Origin of the sequence: Vibrio sp. 10N.286.52.C3, assembly GCF_041468865.1 — a bacterium.
GTDB lineage: Bacteria > Pseudomonadota > Gammaproteobacteria > Enterobacterales > Vibrionaceae > Vibrio > Vibrio crassostreae_C.
Genome location: NZ_JBFRJM010000031.1, coordinates 25119 through 41359 on the forward strand (window position 1 = coordinate 25119; position 16241 = coordinate 41359).

At 43.7% G+C, this 16241-nt stretch carries 18 protein-coding genes; 11 read left to right on the plus strand and 7 right to left on the minus strand.

What is annotated here, in order from left to right; genetic code table 11:
- Positions 1-18 precede the first annotated feature (18 nt).
- From AB4138_RS13240 to AB4138_RS13270, 7 genes are all read left to right on the plus strand, one after another.
- Positions 19-324: a chaperone NapD gene (locus AB4138_RS13240; protein ID WP_372306299.1), complete on the plus strand. Its 306-nt coding sequence runs from the start codon at positions 19-21 to the stop codon at positions 322-324.
- Positions 321-2810 (plus strand): periplasmic nitrate reductase subunit alpha, encoded by a 2490-nt coding sequence (gene napA / locus AB4138_RS13245; RefSeq protein ID WP_017062613.1) that lies wholly within the window; start codon positions 321-323, stop codon positions 2808-2810. The genes AB4138_RS13240 and napA overlap by 4 nt, the downstream gene beginning before the upstream one ends.
- A gap of 125 nt (positions 2811-2935) precedes the next feature.
- Positions 2936-3397, plus strand: a complete 462-nt coding sequence (locus AB4138_RS13250) for a nitrate reductase cytochrome c-type subunit (RefSeq protein ID WP_017062614.1) — start codon at positions 2936-2938, stop codon at positions 3395-3397.
- 29 nt (positions 3398-3426) lie between these two features.
- Positions 3427-4008: a NapC/NirT family cytochrome c gene (locus AB4138_RS13255; RefSeq protein ID WP_372306302.1), complete on the plus strand. Its 582-nt coding sequence runs from the start codon at positions 3427-3429 to the stop codon at positions 4006-4008.
- Positions 4009-4019: 11 nt separating this feature from the next.
- Positions 4020-4157, plus strand: coding sequence for a TIGR02808 family protein (locus AB4138_RS13260; RefSeq protein ID WP_010430103.1), 138 nt, complete (start codon positions 4020-4022; stop codon positions 4155-4157).
- 113 nt (positions 4158-4270) lie between these two features.
- On the plus strand, positions 4271-4780 hold the full coding sequence (locus tag AB4138_RS13265; protein WP_102448114.1) for a helix-turn-helix domain-containing protein: 510 nt from the start codon (positions 4271-4273) through the stop codon (positions 4778-4780).
- Positions 4777-5619, plus strand: coding sequence for an IS3 family transposase (locus AB4138_RS13270; RefSeq protein WP_106427036.1), 843 nt, complete (start codon positions 4777-4779; stop codon positions 5617-5619). The genes AB4138_RS13265 and AB4138_RS13270 overlap by 4 nt, the downstream gene beginning before the upstream one ends.
- A gap of 94 nt (positions 5620-5713) precedes the next feature.
- Here the strand turns inward: AB4138_RS13270 and phaC are convergent, their stop codons facing one another.
- From phaC to AB4138_RS13295, 5 genes are all read right to left on the minus strand, one after another.
- Entirely contained in the window at positions 5714-7540 is a 1827-nt protein-coding gene (gene phaC, locus AB4138_RS13275; RefSeq protein WP_017072236.1) for a class I poly(R)-hydroxyalkanoic acid synthase, read from the minus strand.
- A gap of 75 nt (positions 7541-7615) precedes the next feature.
- Positions 7616-7963 carry a phasin family protein gene (locus tag AB4138_RS13280; protein ID WP_017062616.1) on the minus strand — a complete coding sequence of 116 codons (348 nt, stop codon included), beginning with the start codon at positions 7961-7963 and terminating at the stop codon, positions 7616-7618.
- Between the two features lie 130 nt (positions 7964-8093).
- On the minus strand, positions 8094-9305 hold the full coding sequence (locus AB4138_RS13285; RefSeq protein ID WP_029236542.1) for an acetyl-CoA C-acetyltransferase: 1212 nt from the start codon (positions 9303-9305) through the stop codon (positions 8094-8096).
- A gap of 26 nt (positions 9306-9331) precedes the next feature.
- Positions 9332-10072, minus strand: coding sequence for an SDR family oxidoreductase (locus AB4138_RS13290; protein ID WP_017062618.1), 741 nt, complete (start codon positions 10070-10072; stop codon positions 9332-9334).
- 529 nt (positions 10073-10601) lie between these two features.
- A complete protein-coding gene (locus AB4138_RS13295; protein ID WP_372306305.1) occupies positions 10602-11285 on the minus strand; it encodes an SH3 domain-containing protein in 684 nt (227 codons plus the stop codon).
- A gap of 96 nt (positions 11286-11381) precedes the next feature.
- Here AB4138_RS13295 and AB4138_RS13300 point away from each other — a divergent pair, with 96 nt between their 5' ends.
- Together AB4138_RS13300 and AB4138_RS13305 are read left to right on the plus strand one after the other, a co-directional pair.
- Positions 11382-11957 (plus strand): hypothetical protein, encoded by a 576-nt coding sequence (locus tag AB4138_RS13300; protein ID WP_372306308.1) that lies wholly within the window; start codon positions 11382-11384, stop codon positions 11955-11957.
- A gap of 269 nt (positions 11958-12226) precedes the next feature.
- Positions 12227-12469 carry a hypothetical protein gene (locus AB4138_RS13305; RefSeq protein WP_017062621.1) on the plus strand — a complete coding sequence of 81 codons (243 nt, stop codon included), beginning with the start codon at positions 12227-12229 and terminating at the stop codon, positions 12467-12469.
- A 169-nt stretch (positions 12470-12638) separates the two neighbouring features.
- On the opposite strand, the gene AB4138_RS13310 is transcribed toward AB4138_RS13305, so the two are convergent.
- Entirely contained in the window at positions 12639-13097 is a 459-nt protein-coding gene (locus AB4138_RS13310) for an Lrp/AsnC family transcriptional regulator (RefSeq protein WP_017062622.1), read from the minus strand.
- Positions 13098-13246: 149 nt separating this feature from the next.
- On the opposite strand from AB4138_RS13310, the gene AB4138_RS13315 reads away from it, so the two are divergent.
- Positions 13247-14176, plus strand: coding sequence for a DMT family transporter (locus AB4138_RS13315; protein WP_017064490.1), 930 nt, complete (start codon positions 13247-13249; stop codon positions 14174-14176).
- A 158-nt stretch (positions 14177-14334) separates the two neighbouring features.
- On the plus strand, positions 14335-14799 hold the full coding sequence (locus tag AB4138_RS13320) for a hypothetical protein (RefSeq protein WP_017062624.1): 465 nt from the start codon (positions 14335-14337) through the stop codon (positions 14797-14799).
- A gap of 48 nt (positions 14800-14847) precedes the next feature.
- Here the strand turns inward: AB4138_RS13320 and AB4138_RS13325 are convergent, their stop codons facing one another.
- Positions 14848-16221, minus strand: coding sequence for a sensor histidine kinase (locus tag AB4138_RS13325; RefSeq protein ID WP_372306311.1), 1374 nt, complete (start codon positions 16219-16221; stop codon positions 14848-14850).
- Positions 16222-16241 lie beyond the last annotated feature (20 nt).

Genomic DNA, 16241 nt, shown 5'->3' on the forward strand with positions numbered 1-16241 from the left:
AAATAACGAGAGCAATTTATGGCACTAAATGAAGTGCATATATCAAGTTTAGTCGTGCATGTGAGCCCTGAGCATCTAAATGAGATCAAAGCGGAGATCGAGCAATTCGATAACGCTGAAATCTACGGAGATAGCCCTGAAGGCAAAATCATCGTGGTCCTAGAAACTGAAAACCAAGGTTTTATAACGGACACCATCGAAGCAATAAACAACATTAAGAACGTTTTAGGGACAGCTTTGGTTTATCACCAAATCGAAACTGGACTCGACGAAACGGATTTAGAAACTGGAAGCAACAATTCTCAACTTGAGGGTGAAGTATGAAAATGACAAGACGTGCGTTTGTGAAAGCAAACGCAGCTGCATCAGCGGCAGCCGTTGCAGGTGTAACACTACCGGCAACAGCAACCAACCTGATCGCTAGCTCTGATCAAACAAAAATCACGTGGGATAAAGCGCCTTGTCGTTTTTGTGGTACGGGCTGTTCGGTACTAGTAGGTACTCAAAACGGCAAAGTTGTTGCGACTCAAGGCGATCCAGAAGCTCCTGTAAACAAAGGCCTTAACTGTATCAAAGGCTACTTCCTTTCAAAAATCATGTACGGCAAAGACCGTCTAGAACAACCTCTTCTTCGTATGAAAGATGGTGAGTTCCATAAAGATGGTGATTTCGCACCCGTATCTTGGGACAAAGCGTTCGACGTGATGGCTGAGAAATGGAAAGCTTCACTGAAGAAGAACGGTCCAACAGGTGTTGGTATGTTCGGTTCAGGCCAATGGACAGTAATGGAAGGCTACGCAGCCGTTAAGATGATGAAAGCGGGTTTCCGTTCAAACAACATAGATCCAAACGCTCGTCACTGTATGGCTTCTGCTGTAGTAGGCTTCATGCGCACTTTCGGTATTGATGAGCCAATGGGTTGTTACGATGACTTTGAACACGCAGACGCATTCGTACTGTGGGGTTCAAACATGGCAGAAATGCACCCAGTACTATGGACTCGTATTACAGATCGTCGTCTAAGCCACCCACACGTTAAAGTAAACGTACTGTCTACTTACTACCACCGTTCTTTCGAGCTTGCAGACACGGGTTACATCTTCAACCCTCAGTCTGACCTTGCGATAGCAAACTTCATCGCAAACTACATCATCCAAAACGATGCGGTTAACTGGGACTTCGTGAACAAGCACACGAACTTCAAGCAAGCAACGACAGACATCGGTTACGGTCTGCGTGACGATGATCCACTACAGAAAGCAGCCGCAAACCCTAACTCAGGCGAAATGACTGCTATCTCTTTCGAAGACTACAAAGCGTCTGTTGCTGAATACACAGTTGAGAAAGCGTCTGAAATGTCAGGTGTATCTCAAGAAGACCTTATCAAGCTGGCTAAGCAATATGCCGATCCAAACATCAAAGTAATGTCACTTTGGACTATGGGTATGAACCAACATACTCGTGGCGTATGGATGAACAGCCTTGTGTACAACATCCACCTTCTTACAGGTAAGATTTCTACTCCAGGTAACAGCCCATTCTCACTAACTGGCCAACCGTCAGCGTGTGGTACAGCGCGTGAAGTTGGTACATTCGCTCACCGTTTACCTGCCGATATGGTGGTTGCTAACCCTAAACACCGTAAAATTGCAGAAGATATCTGGAAACTTCCAGAAGGCACCATTCCACCGGTACCCGGCGCTCACGCTGTTCTTCAAGACCGTATGTTGAAAGACGGTAAAATCAACGCTTACTGGGTAATGTGTAACAACAACATGCAAGCGGGTCCAAACATCAACACTGAACGTCTGCCAGGTTACCGTAACCCAGATAACTTCATTGTATGTTCTGACCCGTACCCAACGGCAACAGCTCAAGCGGCTGACCTCATCCTTCCAACAGCAATGTGGATTGAGAAAGAAGGCGCTTACGGTAACGCAGAGCGTCGTACACAAGCATGGTACCAACAAGTGAAAACTGTAGGTGAAGCTAAGTCTGACCTATGGCAAATCATGGAATTCTCTAAGCGCTTCACTATTGAAGAAGTTTGGGGTGAAGAACTGGTTGCGAAAATGCCTGAGTACCGTGGCAAAACCATGTACGACGTGCTTTACAAAAACGGCAACGTTGATGCATTCCCACTGTCTGAAGCTCAAGAGCTTAACGACGATGCACAAGCTCAAGGTTTCTACGTTCAAAAAGGTCTATTCGAAGAATACGCAGCCTTTGGTCGCGGCCACGGTCACGATTTAGCACCATACGATCGCTACCACCAAGTTCGTGGTCTACGTTGGCCTGTTGTTGACGGTAAAGAGACACTATGGCGCTTTAAAGAAGGTTCAGATCCATATGCTAAGAAAGGTTCTGATTGGGACTTCTACGGCAAACCAGATGGTAAAGCACTGATCATCAATGCACCATACGAAGCGCCACCTGAAGTACCAAACGATGAATACGATATGTGGCTATGTACAGGTCGTGTTCTTGAGCACTGGCACACAGGTACTATGACTCGTCGTGTACCAGAACTTTACAAAGCAGTACCGGATGCACTTTGTTACATCCACCCTGCTGATGCTAAAGCTCGTGGTCTTCGCCGTGGTGATGAAGTTCTTATCGAAAACAAACGTGGTGAAGTACGCGTTCGTGTTGAAACTCGTGGTCGTAACCGTCCACCACAAGGCTTGGTATTCGTACCATTCTTTGATGCAAGAATTCTGATCAACAAGTTGATCTTGGATGCAACGGATCCTCTGTCTAAACAGACGGATTACAAGAAGTGTCCAGTTAAGATCACTAAGGTCGCTTAAGGACAATATGTTCTTACCACTTAGCTCGTAGATCTGACGTTTTTAATATTGCGACTGCTTTTTTCGTTACTTTTTGAAAGAAGTAGTCCACTCAAAGAATTAGCCTTTAGGCGGAGAAATTAACCATGAAAAAACTGATTACTGCCCTACTATCAGCTGGTCTTTTGCTAGCTGGTGCAGTTCAAGCTGAAGCTGAACTGGATAACCCAGGCGGCATTGGTGGCGTAGAATCTCTACGTGGTGCAAGTGAACTTGAAGCAACTCGCGCAGCAGATGACTTCAAAAAGTTCCCTCGTGACCAAGTACTTGAGAGTGACTACGTATACCAACCACCTCTAGTGCCTCATACTATTCGTAGCTATGAAGTTTCTCTTAACGCTAACAAGTGTCTTTCTTGCCACAGCTGGAAAAACGCAAAAGAAATGGGTGCTACTAAAGTGAGTGTAACTCACTACATGAACCGTGAAGATGCGGTACTTGCAGACGTATCACCTCGTCGTTACTTCTGTCTACAGTGTCACGTACCTCAAGCTAATGCTAAGCCACTAGTTGAGAACGAGTTCAAACCTGTAGATTCACTGCGTTAATCGTAGCCGGACTGTAAGAGAGGCTATATATGATAAAATTACTTAAAGCGTTTTGGAAAAGACTTGCGACACCAAGCAAAGCAGCCGTAGGCGTTGTTTTGTTCTTGGGTTTCTCGGGTGGTCTTTTGTTCTGGGGGGCATTCAACACGGGTATGGAGGCAACCAACACGGAAGAATTCTGTTCTGGCTGTCACGCACCTATCGTTGCTGAAATCCAAGAGACAATTCACTACTCTAACCGTTCTGGTGTTCGTGCTATCTGTTCAGACTGTCACGTTCCTCATGAATGGACAGATAAAATTGTTCGTAAGGTTCAAGCATCTAAAGAGCTATACGCACACTTTATTGCGCAAACCATCAATACTGAAGAAAAGTTCAAAGCACGTCGTGCTCACCTAGCGGAACGCGAATGGGCTCGATTGAAGAAGAACGATTCACTTGAGTGTCGTAACTGTCACCAGTTCGATTACATGGACTTCTCAGAGCAGAGCCCCCGTAGTGCGAAACAACACTCGACTGCGCTAGCTTCTGGTGAAAAAACGTGTGTAGACTGTCACAAAGGTATTGCACACAAACTACCAGACATGCACGGCGTTGAAGGCTGGCAATAAGGAGCGATTGAATGAGTACTTTAGAAAGCGTAATTTGGCACATCCTAGGTTACAGCGCTATGCCAGTTATCATTCTTGGTGGCTTTGCAGGTGTTGCAGCCGTATCTCTTTGGATTTTATCTATGGGTAAAGACAAAGAAATCGATTAACAATCGAGATTCCATCAACTTCTACCAGATAATTCTGATATGAGTTGATACGAAAAAGCCACTGATTTGAACTGACCCCCAATAGTTGGACACCAATTATTGGGGGTCTTTTTATGTCCAAATATAGCCGAGAGCTAAAATGTATCATTGCTAAGCAATACTTAGATGGCACGTCATCTCTCTACTTAGCAAAACAATATTCAATTTCTTCAAGGCAGATACGGTATTGGGCTCAAGTCTTTGCCATCCATGGTACTGATTCATTTTTATCAACTAAGCATGCCGAGACTGCTCAAACAAAACGAAAAGCATTGAATTTAATGTGGACGAATGAATGGTCTCTCACGCACACTAGCGCAGTATTAAACCTCTCATCCCCTGGGATACTCTCTGTCTGGCTCAAAAGATTTAATGAGCTCGGTATCAAAGGGCTCAAAATGCGCCAGAAAGGAAGACCCTCAATGAAACAGCAACCTCAACGTACCACTAAGCCTGATAATGAAATGACACTTGAGGAGCTAAAAGAGGAGTTGGTTTACTTACGAACCGAGAATGCCGTTCTAAAAAAGTTGGAAGAGTTGGAGCAGGAAAAAAACCGTCGAACAAAGAAAAAGCGGTCATAGCTCTAACTCTTAAAGGCAAGTACCCGTTAAAGCACTTACTGCACACTCTACAGCTGGCAAAAAGTGTCTTTTATTATCAGGCTCAAACGAGCAAGCGCCCAAATAGCTACGAACGTGAGCTGCGGTTGATAAAGTCAATTTATCATGAACATAAGGGGCGATACGGCTACCGCCGTATTCACTTGGAACTAAAAAATCAGGGGTTCGTGCTTAATCACAAAACGGTTCAAAGGCTTATGGCTCAGCTCAACCTTAAATCGACGGTCAGGATTAAAAAGTATCGTTCATACCGAGGAGAGTCAGGAAAAGCAGCTCCCAACGTTCTTGAAAGAGATTTTAGTGCGACTCAACCCGATGAAAAATGGGTAACTGATGTCACGGAGTTCAAAGTCAAAGAGCAGAAAGTATACTTGTCTCCCGTTGTCGACTTGTTTACTCAGGAAGTGGTTGCTTATAGAGTGGCCAAAAATGCCTGCTTGCCGCTCGTCACGGATATGCTGACGGAGGCTATATCAACGCTTAAACCTAACTCAAAGCCAATTATACACAGCGATCAAGGTTGGCAATATCGCCATCGACAGTATCAGAAAAAGGTAGCAGAGGGTGGGTTAACGCAAAGCATGTCGAGAAAAGGCAACTGCTTGGATAATGCTGTTGCTGAAAACTTTTTTGCTTTACTCAAAACCGAGATGTATCACAACCAAAGCTTTGAAGATGCAGATGCTCTGATAGAGCAAATTAAAGAATACATCGAGTACTACAATACCAAGCGTATAAAAGTGAAACTAAAAGGCCTGACTCCGATAGAATATCGAACTCAGGCCTTGAAAGCCGCTTAACAGAAATGTCCAACTTTACGGGGTCACTTCAATTTCAGTGGCTTTTTTATTATCTGACGTTGTGTATCTTTATAATTGAATGTGACTTAACGCCCTAAGCTTCGTTTTCTGGCGCTTCTTTCTCTGCGGTCTCTTTATCAACCTGCTCTTGATCGACAATCGGCAGCACCTGTTTTACATAGTTGCCTGGCGCTTTGCCAATCACAGGATTAAGCTCTGAGCCTTGATTGAAAGGTTCGATTTTTTCGTCAGTTTCAAAACCTTGTAGCCACTGATTCCAGTGTGTCCACCAAGACCCCTCATTATGAGTCGCATTAGTTAGCCACTCATCCGCCGAGTCGTCTAGGTTGTCATTCAGCCAGAACCCGTACTTCTTCTTATCTGGATGGTTAACAATACCCGCGATATGACCAGATTCACCAAGCACGAACGTCTTGTTGCCACCGGTATTCAAGGCACCACGGTAAGTCCCCTGCCAAAGCGCGATATGATCTTCTTTCGCTGAAATGAAGTAGCTTGGTATTTTTATCTTATTGAGATCAATCCAGACACCGCCTACTTTCACGCCTTTGTCTTGAACAAGTTTATTCTCAAGGTAAAGCTCACGCAGCAAGAAATTATGGCATTTAGCTGCAACGTTAGTGCTGTCACTGTTCCAGTACAACAGATCAAACTCCATTGGGCTGCTGCCTTTTAGGTAGTTATCAATGTAGTAGTTCCAATACAGGCTGTTTTCACGAAGCAAACTGAATGTCACGCTTAATGAACGACCATCCATGAATCCTTTAGCATCGTTCTGTTTCTCAATGGCGTTAATGATCGTTTCATTGATATATGCGCCAACCTCTCCCGGCTGAGAGAAGTCTAATAGAGTCGTAAAAAAGGTCGCAGTTTTAATGCGTTTCTTCATTCTTTTAGCAGCATAGTAAGCGACCGTTGAAGCGAGAACAGTACCACCAATGCAGTAACCTGCAGCATTGATTTGCTCTTTACCCGTGATATCTTCAATTGCCGTCACGGCTTTCGCTACGCCTTCCGTGACATAGTCACCGAACTCTAAGTCTTTTTGCGCTTCACCTGGGTTGCGCCAAGACATCATGAAGACGCTGTGCCCTTGCTCAAGCAACCAACGAACCATTGAGTTCTTTTCACGAAGGTCGAGAATGTAGTACTTATTGATGAATGGAGGAACGATCAACAAAGGCGTGGCGTTCACCTGAGGTGTTTTTGGGTAGTATTGAATAAGCTCGAACAGATCATTTTGAAAAACGACATCACCTTCCGTGTTCGCAACATCAACACCTAATCGGAAGGCATTATTGTTGGTCATACGGATCTTGAGGATATCCGCGCTCGCTTCAACGTCAGCTTGTAGCTGCTCTAGCCCATCTAGCAAGTTCTCACCATTGCGCTCAAGCGTTAGCTTCATCAACTCTGGGTTAGTCGCAATGAAGTTACTAGGAGAAAGAGCATTGATAGCCTGACGTGAAAAGAACGCCACACGTTCCTTAGTTTTCTCGTCTATGCCTTCGATTGAATTAATGGTGTCTATATAGCTTTTGCTGAATAACAAATAAGACTGCTTGATAAAGCTGTAAAACGGGTCATTTTTCCACGCTTCATCAATAAAGCGTTTATCACTGCGCTCTTCAGTAATGACGCTTTCGGTATTACCCATCAGTGCGGCATTTTGCCAAATCTTAAGTTGCTGTTCCCACCACTGGGATTGTAACTGAAGGAGAACGGCGGGTTGGTTAGCGGCTTGCTCGAAGATTTTTGACGCATCATCAAAATTCAACTCTTGCATCGCTTGATTTAGGGGAGATTGCGCGGCTTCCTTGTTTTGTTCAAAGTTTTCCCACCATTGCTGGTTTGTTTGTTGAAGTTTAACAAGGTAGTCCGAAAAGAAGTGTTGAAACATAACATGACTCCAATAATCGGAAAATCGCCACCGAGCCTCACAGTAAACACTGTGCTGACTCGATAGCGATTTTATTTATGCAGGTGTAACTGTTTTCAAGTTTTCAGTTGTTAGTGTTTCAACATCTTCTTTGAACTCTTTTGCAGCAGCTTGCATTTTTGAGCTATCACTCATCATCTGTTGAGACAATTGAGTTAGCGCTGCTAGTTGCTGGCTGTTGAACGCCGTTAGGCTAGTCACGTCTTTGATTTCAGTCACTGCTTTCATTTGCGCAAGACCCATGTTCGTGTAAGTCTGCATTGCATTCATTTGCAGTTCTGTCATCGTTTGGACGTTCTTTGCAACCAACTTGTTGAACTTTAAGTACGGTTCAAATTGCTTTTCAGTTTGGTCAGTAATTGTTTTGAAAATATCCGTGTACATAAGTAACTCCTGATGAATACATAGTTTAATAAATTTGTGTCACTATCGTTTCAGCCAACGCTCATCGATTAACTCGCGATGCTTTGAAAAGCTGATCCGATATTTAAGCTTGCTACCGATATATCAGGCTCTAACCTTCAATACCTTTTAGCAAAACAGCGGTTCCCATTCCCCCACCCACACAGAGTGAAGCAACGCCATAAGTCGTTTTCTGTTCAAGCATTTCATGGATGAGTGAAACAATAATTCGATTGCCTGAAGCACCTAAAGGATGGCCAAGCGCGATTGCACCACCATTCACATTGACCTTTGGCTTAAACTCATCAAGCGGTAAGTCATGCTGCTCTGACAATTGGTACATTACGCCAAGAGCTTGTGCTGCAAACGCTTCATTCAATTCAAACAAATCTACTTCTTCTAGAGTGAGATTCGCCTTATCAAGCGTTTTAGAAACGGCTTCTACTGGGCCTAAACCCATAATCTTTGGATCTAATCCAGACTGTGCGTAGCTCGTTAGCTCTACCAGTGGTGTCAGTCCGTATTTCGCTACTGCACTCTCTGAGGCTAAGATGATTGCACTCGCGCCATCATTGATGCCCGAAGCGTTACCTGCCGTAACAGACCCTTCACGGTCAAAAGCTGGACGAAGCTTTTGCAGACCTTCGAATGTCGCGTCTGACTTCGGATACTCATCGGTATCAAAAGTGACGGTTTGTCTGCGCTGCTTAACTTCTACAGGCACGATTTGCTCGTTAAACTTACCCGCCTCAATCGCAGCAACGGCTTTTTGTTGGCTTTCTAAGGCATAGTTATCTTGAGCTAGGCGCGAAATATTCAACGTGTTCGCGATATTTTCAGCGGTCATGCCCATGTGGTAGTGATTAAACGCATCGGTTAAGCCATCACCAACCAGTAAGTCTTTCATTGAGATGTCACCCATTTTGTGACCATTACGAACGCTCGCTGGTACCACAAAAGGAATTTGTGACATCACTTCAACGCCAGCAGCAATAACCACTTCAGCATCTTGTGCTTTGATGTGCGCCGCTGCGTCCATCACTGATTTCATTCCGCTGCCGCAAATCATGTTCACGCCGTATGCTGGTGTTTCCTCAGGAAGCCCTGCATAGATGGAAGCCTGACGAGCAACCCCCATGCCTTGACCTGCCGAAATCACGTTGCCGACGATTACTTCATCAATCGCATCTAACGAAAGATCGACAGACTCAAGTGCACCTTTGATCGCAACGCCAGCCAGTTCACCCGCAGATACGTTTTTTAGCGACCCGGTAAATGCACCAATAGGAGTGCGCTTAGCCGCAACAATAAATACTTTTTCCATCATTCCAACCCCTTCAGTTTCGCCAATTACTGCATGTACAAGCCGCCATTCACAGACAATGTTTCGCCTGTAATGTACGCGCCAGATTCACTCGCTAAAAAGCCCACTGCGTCTGCAATTTCAACAGGTGTTGCTAAGCGTTTCATCGGAATTTGGTTCTTGATTGAATCCAGTACTTCAGGCTTCATTTGCTCAACCATAGGAGTTGCTGTGTAGCCAGGGGCAATCACGTTCACGGTTACGCCGCTACGAGCGCCTTCTGCAGCCAAAGCTTTAGAAAAACCAATCATTCCAGCTTTCGCTGCTGAGTAGTTAGTCTGTCCAAATTGACCTTTAAGACCATTGACGGAAGAGATGTTGATGACACGGCAGTTACCTTTCTCACACATAGGAGCGAACAAAGGTTGAGTCACGTTGAACAGACTGTTTAGGTTTGTTTCAATCACGTCTTTCCACGCTTCGGCATCCATCTTTTTAAAGACGCTATCACGTGTAATACCTGCGTTATTGACTAGTACATCCACCGTGCCTTCTTCTTCTAACAACTTGCTTAAGCTCAGCGCACATTCCGCAGTATTGGTAACATCTAATTCAAACAATCTCACTTGATCTTCGGTGAATTGTTTTTCGTTAAACCAATCCAAGGCACATTGGTAATTTCCAGTAAAATAAGTCGCGATAACACGATAGCCGTCTGCAACTAATTTAGAGGAAATTGCTGAGCCGATACCGCCTTTTGACCCTGTAATTAAAGCAAGCTTTTTCATTAATGGTTCCATCCCTTACAAGCAATTAAATAACAATGATGTTAATAAGATAATGTCTTAGCTGATAATTAAACTTTACGTTTTGCTTTAATTAAACCCTACAACTCAAAATCAAAAAGTATTATTACAAATATAAAATATTTTCGTATTATGATTAAAAACTAGACTTGCATCCCAAAATTAATGAAATGTTACGAACATGTAAATTAACGCAAAGCTCTGATATTAATAAGGTTTATTTAATTTTACTTTTATCAACAAGCAGATAAGCCTTTGTTAATACGAGATAAATCTATATCTCCCAGCTTGTTTCAAGAATAATGCAATGTGGGAATTTGAAATGATTGATCACGAGAATAATAACAAAACTATTATTAGAAATTAATAAATGGTTCCTAATGATTCTATATGAGCTTCAATATAATTAACGTTCTAAATGGGGACGATGAGCATTATGAATAGACAAAAAAGCCCACTCAATCTATGAGTGGGCTTAAGTAAATAGCATTAATAAATTGAGCGTGGGATCTTACTTCGTAAATATTTCATTTGTATTTACATCAAGATAAATTTTGTTTTCAAGGGACAACCCACCACAATAAATAAAATAGACATCTCTGTGACTGTACTTAACAGATTTCACCCATCCGCCTAATTCTTCAAAATCACTTGGGGCACACTCCCCCTCAGAGATCAGTTTAGCCACCGAATTGCGGAATTTTTCTTGATGGAGCTTGAGGTCATCAGACTTAACCAAATAGGAATCCAATATCTCTTTGCTTTCTTTTTCCGAAATAATGACTTCATCATTCGATAAGCCTGACATAGAGACCCATTCCGCCGTCTGTGGGCCGCCTTCTTTAAGGACTATATAGTCTGAGATACGTGCCCATTCGCCTTGTTTCTCGAGTACCTCCACCTTTTCTCCTTTATAGAGGTAATCTGTTATCAAGCCATCAATTTCAGGTTGCTCGACCACTTCAAGCTTTCTCTCCAAAACGTAAAATTCCGTCTGCTCGGGTTCAGGCTGAAGATCCATGATGGGTACGAGGTCAGATTCAGATTGCTCGGTAGCTTCTAACGCCGGCTCTTCCGTTTTCTCTTGTGGGATTGGGTCTTTATTCATGACTAAGAAGTAGTATGCCGCTCCTCCCCCTCCGCCCAATATCAACAACACAAGTAAAGCGATCAGCGCTTTTTTCATCAAATCCACCAGCTCTTCCGTTATAGGTATGTCTCAAGTGTACATCAACTCATGCTGCTGCTCATCTATACTCTCAATAGAGCGCACGGTAAGTAGAGGAAAGTCATGAGTTTTTGGGGGAAAGTTATCATTGTAAGCGTAACTTTGAGTGCCAAGGTCACTCTAGCGAATCATTGTGACCGTGAAAACTGGCAAACACTGTTGGATCGTCAGCTCTCTTTTGAAGGTCGCTATAATCAGTACACCAAAGAGTTCAACCAAGTTCTTTCAACCTATGAGTCACAGACATTGTTATCTAAACACTTTAATGAAAAGCAGATCATTGAGCTTTGGGCAAAGTACGAAGAAAGGTTTAATGTGCAGCTCAATAGTCATATGAATACCGCGTATGACGTCTCCGAGGTTTTGCTACAACAGGCGTATTTTGTGTCTAGTGAACTTGAAGGCGCTGACTCTCTAGCGTATTCATGGCAAGCCGTCGCCAAACACTGCACCAAAGCAAGACTCCCGCGCCAGGCAGAAAGCGCAAAGGTGCACGTACAAAGCTCACAATCACTCTCCCGAGATCTCCATACACTCAGTGAAAAATTCCGTCAGCTGTCTTCAAAATACCGCAGAGAAGCGACGATGATTGATGAAGCGCGCCACATAAACCAACCAGCAAACGATGCATCAAACTGAAATCACCATTAGATTCTCTCACTCGTTCGACTGGACTTTTCCGATAAATATGCTCAATCCCATTCATAATATTCTAAGAACTCGTTAATCAAAGCTTTATCAATAGGTTGTAAAAGTAATGTGCTATCTATCAACAATGATGTTCAATTTCCGACCAATGCAAGCGAGTATGTGAGATATTCATCACAAAATAGATTTACAAACGCCAGAAAATTGTTATCATGAATCTTCATATAACTTAATAACAAGAAACATTTTGGCTAGGTAATATGCAAAAGACTATGGCTTTCAACTGCTTGAGTAACACGGAATGGACTGCAGAGATAAGAGGTAAACTTTTATCTGTAGCTAAACACATGGAAGAGTTCGGTTCAGTAAGTGAGCTAGAGCTATGTAAGATATTTGGAGAGACAATTTGGAATGACGGCGTGGATTATCATTCACATGCTTTTTCATTCAGAATTAATGCACAAACTGGGGATTGTTCAATCTCTAACTTTAAGTATCACTAAGTTTTGCACCTATCATATACGGAGTACCTTTCACGAGGTGCTCCGTTTTTTATTGCCTGAAGCCTGACACTTAATGGATGATTTTTGATATTGACCGCGCTTCTACTTCAGGAGTAAACCATTTCGTTTTCAGCTCATTCTGCCTTCGTGTTACTGCTCAGAGTTTGGCTTAATCGGTATAAATTGGCAGTGGTGCATTGCCTTTTACTTGTCTTATCGCAAGGTGGGTATGAATATCTTTCACGTTAGAGAGCCTTTGAAGTTTTCTTGTAAATGCCTCGTAGGCCATCAAGTTCGGGCTAACCACTTCTAGCAAATAGTCATAAGCCCCAGATACAACGTGGCAACTGATCACCTCTTCCATCTCTACAACAGCCGCCTCAAACTTATCTATCGACACTTCTTGGTGGTTGTTTAGGCTCACCTCAACAAACACACTCATTGCGATGCCGACTTGTTCTCGTGACAAGCTCACACGATAACCGTCAATAATGCCCTTTTCTTCTAGCCTTTTGACTCGTCTTGCACAAGGCGAAGGTGATAAACCCACTTCATCAGCAAGTTCAGCCGTGGTTAACCTGCCATCTTTTTGTAGCAGTTCGAGAAGATGCCTATCAATTCTATCCATAGTAAATGCCGAACATTAGTTAAATCCGTTAATTATTTGGTGAATATTAGCAGAAATCATCAACGATAGTTCAAGTTTAGCCAAAACTTGCCAACCTGTGGCACACCAACTGTTCCATAATTAGTCATCACCCACTCTCCTTCTATATTATGAATCTTGGCTACTTATCTATTACTGTCACCCTACTCATTTGGGCGAGCTTTTTTCTTTCTCTTAAAGGCGGCGCAAATTCAGATTTAACACCTGCAGATATCGCCCTCACAAGATTTCTCATACCGGCTTTGGTGTTATTGCCTTTGATGTGGAAAGCACGCAGCGCGATTGCCGTCGTCCCTAAACGGTATCTAACGGGTATGTTCGTAGGTAGCGGATTACCTTATCTGCTTGTTGCCGGAACGGCCATGCAGTTTGTTCCGGTATCTCATGGCAGTGCTCTTGTTCCGGGCACGCTTCCTCTGTTCGTTACAGGAATTGCGGTACTCTTTTTTAAGCAGCCACTCAGCCGACATCGTGTTGTTGGTTTAGGTTTGGTTTTGCTCGGCATACTGTTGTTTTTAGGGAGTAGCTTAAGCAGCTTCAACTTCGAATACACCAAAGGTCATTTGTTGTTTTTATGCGGAAGCTTAATGTGGGCGATGTTCACCATCTCAGCCCGTGTCGCTAATCTTAATGCGTTAGTCAGTGCCGGTTTTATTTCTCTCTGTTCTACTTTGCTTTTACTCGTCCTAATCCTGACTGGAACCCTCCCAAGCCACCTAATGGACACACCAATCGCTAATTGGCCCTTCACGGAGCTTGCCGTTCATTCAACAGTGCAAGGCGTTGGGGCGGGTTTAATCGCTGCGTTCACTTACCTTTATGCGGTTAATACCTTAGGGGCTGAACGCTCTGCCGCTTTTGGCAGTGCAACACCCGCAGTGGCGACCTTGTTGGCGATCCCACTATTCAACGAGATTCCTGATGCGATGACTTGGCTCGCCCTTGGTTCTATTTGCATCGGCAGTTTGGTCGCGAGCAACATATTCATGAGAAACGACCAGTCGATGCAGTACCAACCGCCAAGCCACAGCAAAGCCTGATACTGCGTTCAAACCTAAATACAGTTCCCATAAGCATCGATTTTAGGGCTTGTAGTACACAGATAAGCCCACAAACGTAGGCTTATCTAAAATCTGCTTTTTCTGAGCTCGCTTCTCCATTAAACTGTCCGACCTTTTTGCAGATCCAAGAGAACACCATGCAACGCGACTACACCTTAAATTGCTTAATCACCATGCCTCGCCATGAACTAGAAGAATTTAGTTTAAGAATGATTCATCGCCTTGTTCCTGAAGATGCAATGACGGAATTGTTTACGTTCGAGCAAGAAGAAGTCACCAGCGAAGAACGCATGCAATCAGCGAAATTTGACGCAATGCTTCGAATGACAGCTATCGCGCTTGGTGAAGTAAACCTAGCCTTCTCAGAGTCGGATAACTCGCAACAGAACATCGAGCGAATGACTCGCCTACTGCTTTGGCACTTCTACTCAATTTCTTTCAACCTTGAAGAAGCAATCGCAATCGAAGTGCACTGTGAGAAAGTAGAAAAGATCTTAAAGAACGCACCTAAAGATGCGTTTGGCTGGGTTAAAGAATTAACTGAGCTACTTCACTTCTACGCGAAAGTGAACGAAGGCAACGAAGACAGTAAAGACGCTTAACGTTAGTTCTACGTAAGTATACATCGAGCTAAACGAAGGCAGACAGAGCTATACCGAAGGCAAATAAAAGCTTTGCTGAAAGGAGTTCTCTGCCTTTGTTGTTTCTAGCACACTGTGATGCAACATCAGTATCGACTGCGCGATCTTGGTTCCTATTCCCAAAGAACCATTCGGCGCTTCCAGTTCAACCTCATTATGAATCACCACCTTCACCCGTTTGGAATCCGCTTCAAAACCAACATCTAACGACACCACAGTGCCACTTGGGCTATGCCTCAATGCATTATCTAACAGATTCAAAATCAACCTCTCAAGCAGATCACTGTCACCCACAGCCTTGATTCCAATAGGCATATTAATGTTCAACTCAACATTTTTATGGCGATATTTGCTTTGTATCGTTTCTAAGCATTCGCTCATCAGCCCATTGAAATCGATTGAAGCGTATTGATATGTGGGTACCGGGTTATCTTTCTTGGCGCTATCTAACAGCGAATGGAGCTGTTCAGATAACTTGTTGCCATTGCGATATGCCACATCTATGAGTGGATCCGAATGTGGGTTTTGAATCCTCCACGTTTCTAGATACCCCAATACACTCGACAATGGCGTTTTCAAATCATGACTGAGCTGTAATAAGCTTTGTCTTCGATGTGACGACTGATATTCAAGTTGCAAAAATTGCTGTTGAATGTGCTTCGCCATCAACTGATACGAGCGTGCAATCGGCACCAATTCTGGTACTTGATGAATGAAGTTCGGGTCCAATCGAAAATCTTGCTCTGCTTGTTGTTGCAGCTTGTTGGTTACTGCTTCTATTGGGTTTAACAGGCTACGTTTAACCAATAGATAAGCCCCAACTGCAAAACCCAAGATAGAGATCAGCATGAGCCCCGCGAGCGCAATGTATGGCGTGTCGACCTGCGAATTGGCAATCACGGTGTGACGATTACTGCCAATCAAAACGTACAGATACCCGACGGTCGAACCTAGCTCTTCAATCGCTGCTACGGAAAACACCTTACGAGCCCCGGGATTGATCGGATCTTCCCCCAGAATGGGATAAGGCTCGTCGTTTAAAAACTGTTGAATGGGTGCTAAGTCTATCTGGTTGGCTAGCACAGTGCCTTCTGGCGCAGCATGAGTCGTAATCTTGCCCTGACTGTCGAGGAAATACATATCAAAATCTGGCCCTATCAACATCAAGGTATGAAATATAGATTTGAGCGCTTTAGGATTGTAGTCAGTCCCAATCATTAGCGGATTATCATCGCGCATGTGAACCGCGAGCTCTTTGTGTAAGCTCTGTTTAGTTCTTTGTTCTATGGTCTCTTTTTGCCAATGATACGTGTAGGCAATCACCACACTCACGAGCAGAAACCACAAACTGGTAAACAACACTAAACGCGATTTGAAACTCATGTTCTTTCCTCGATGGCTCT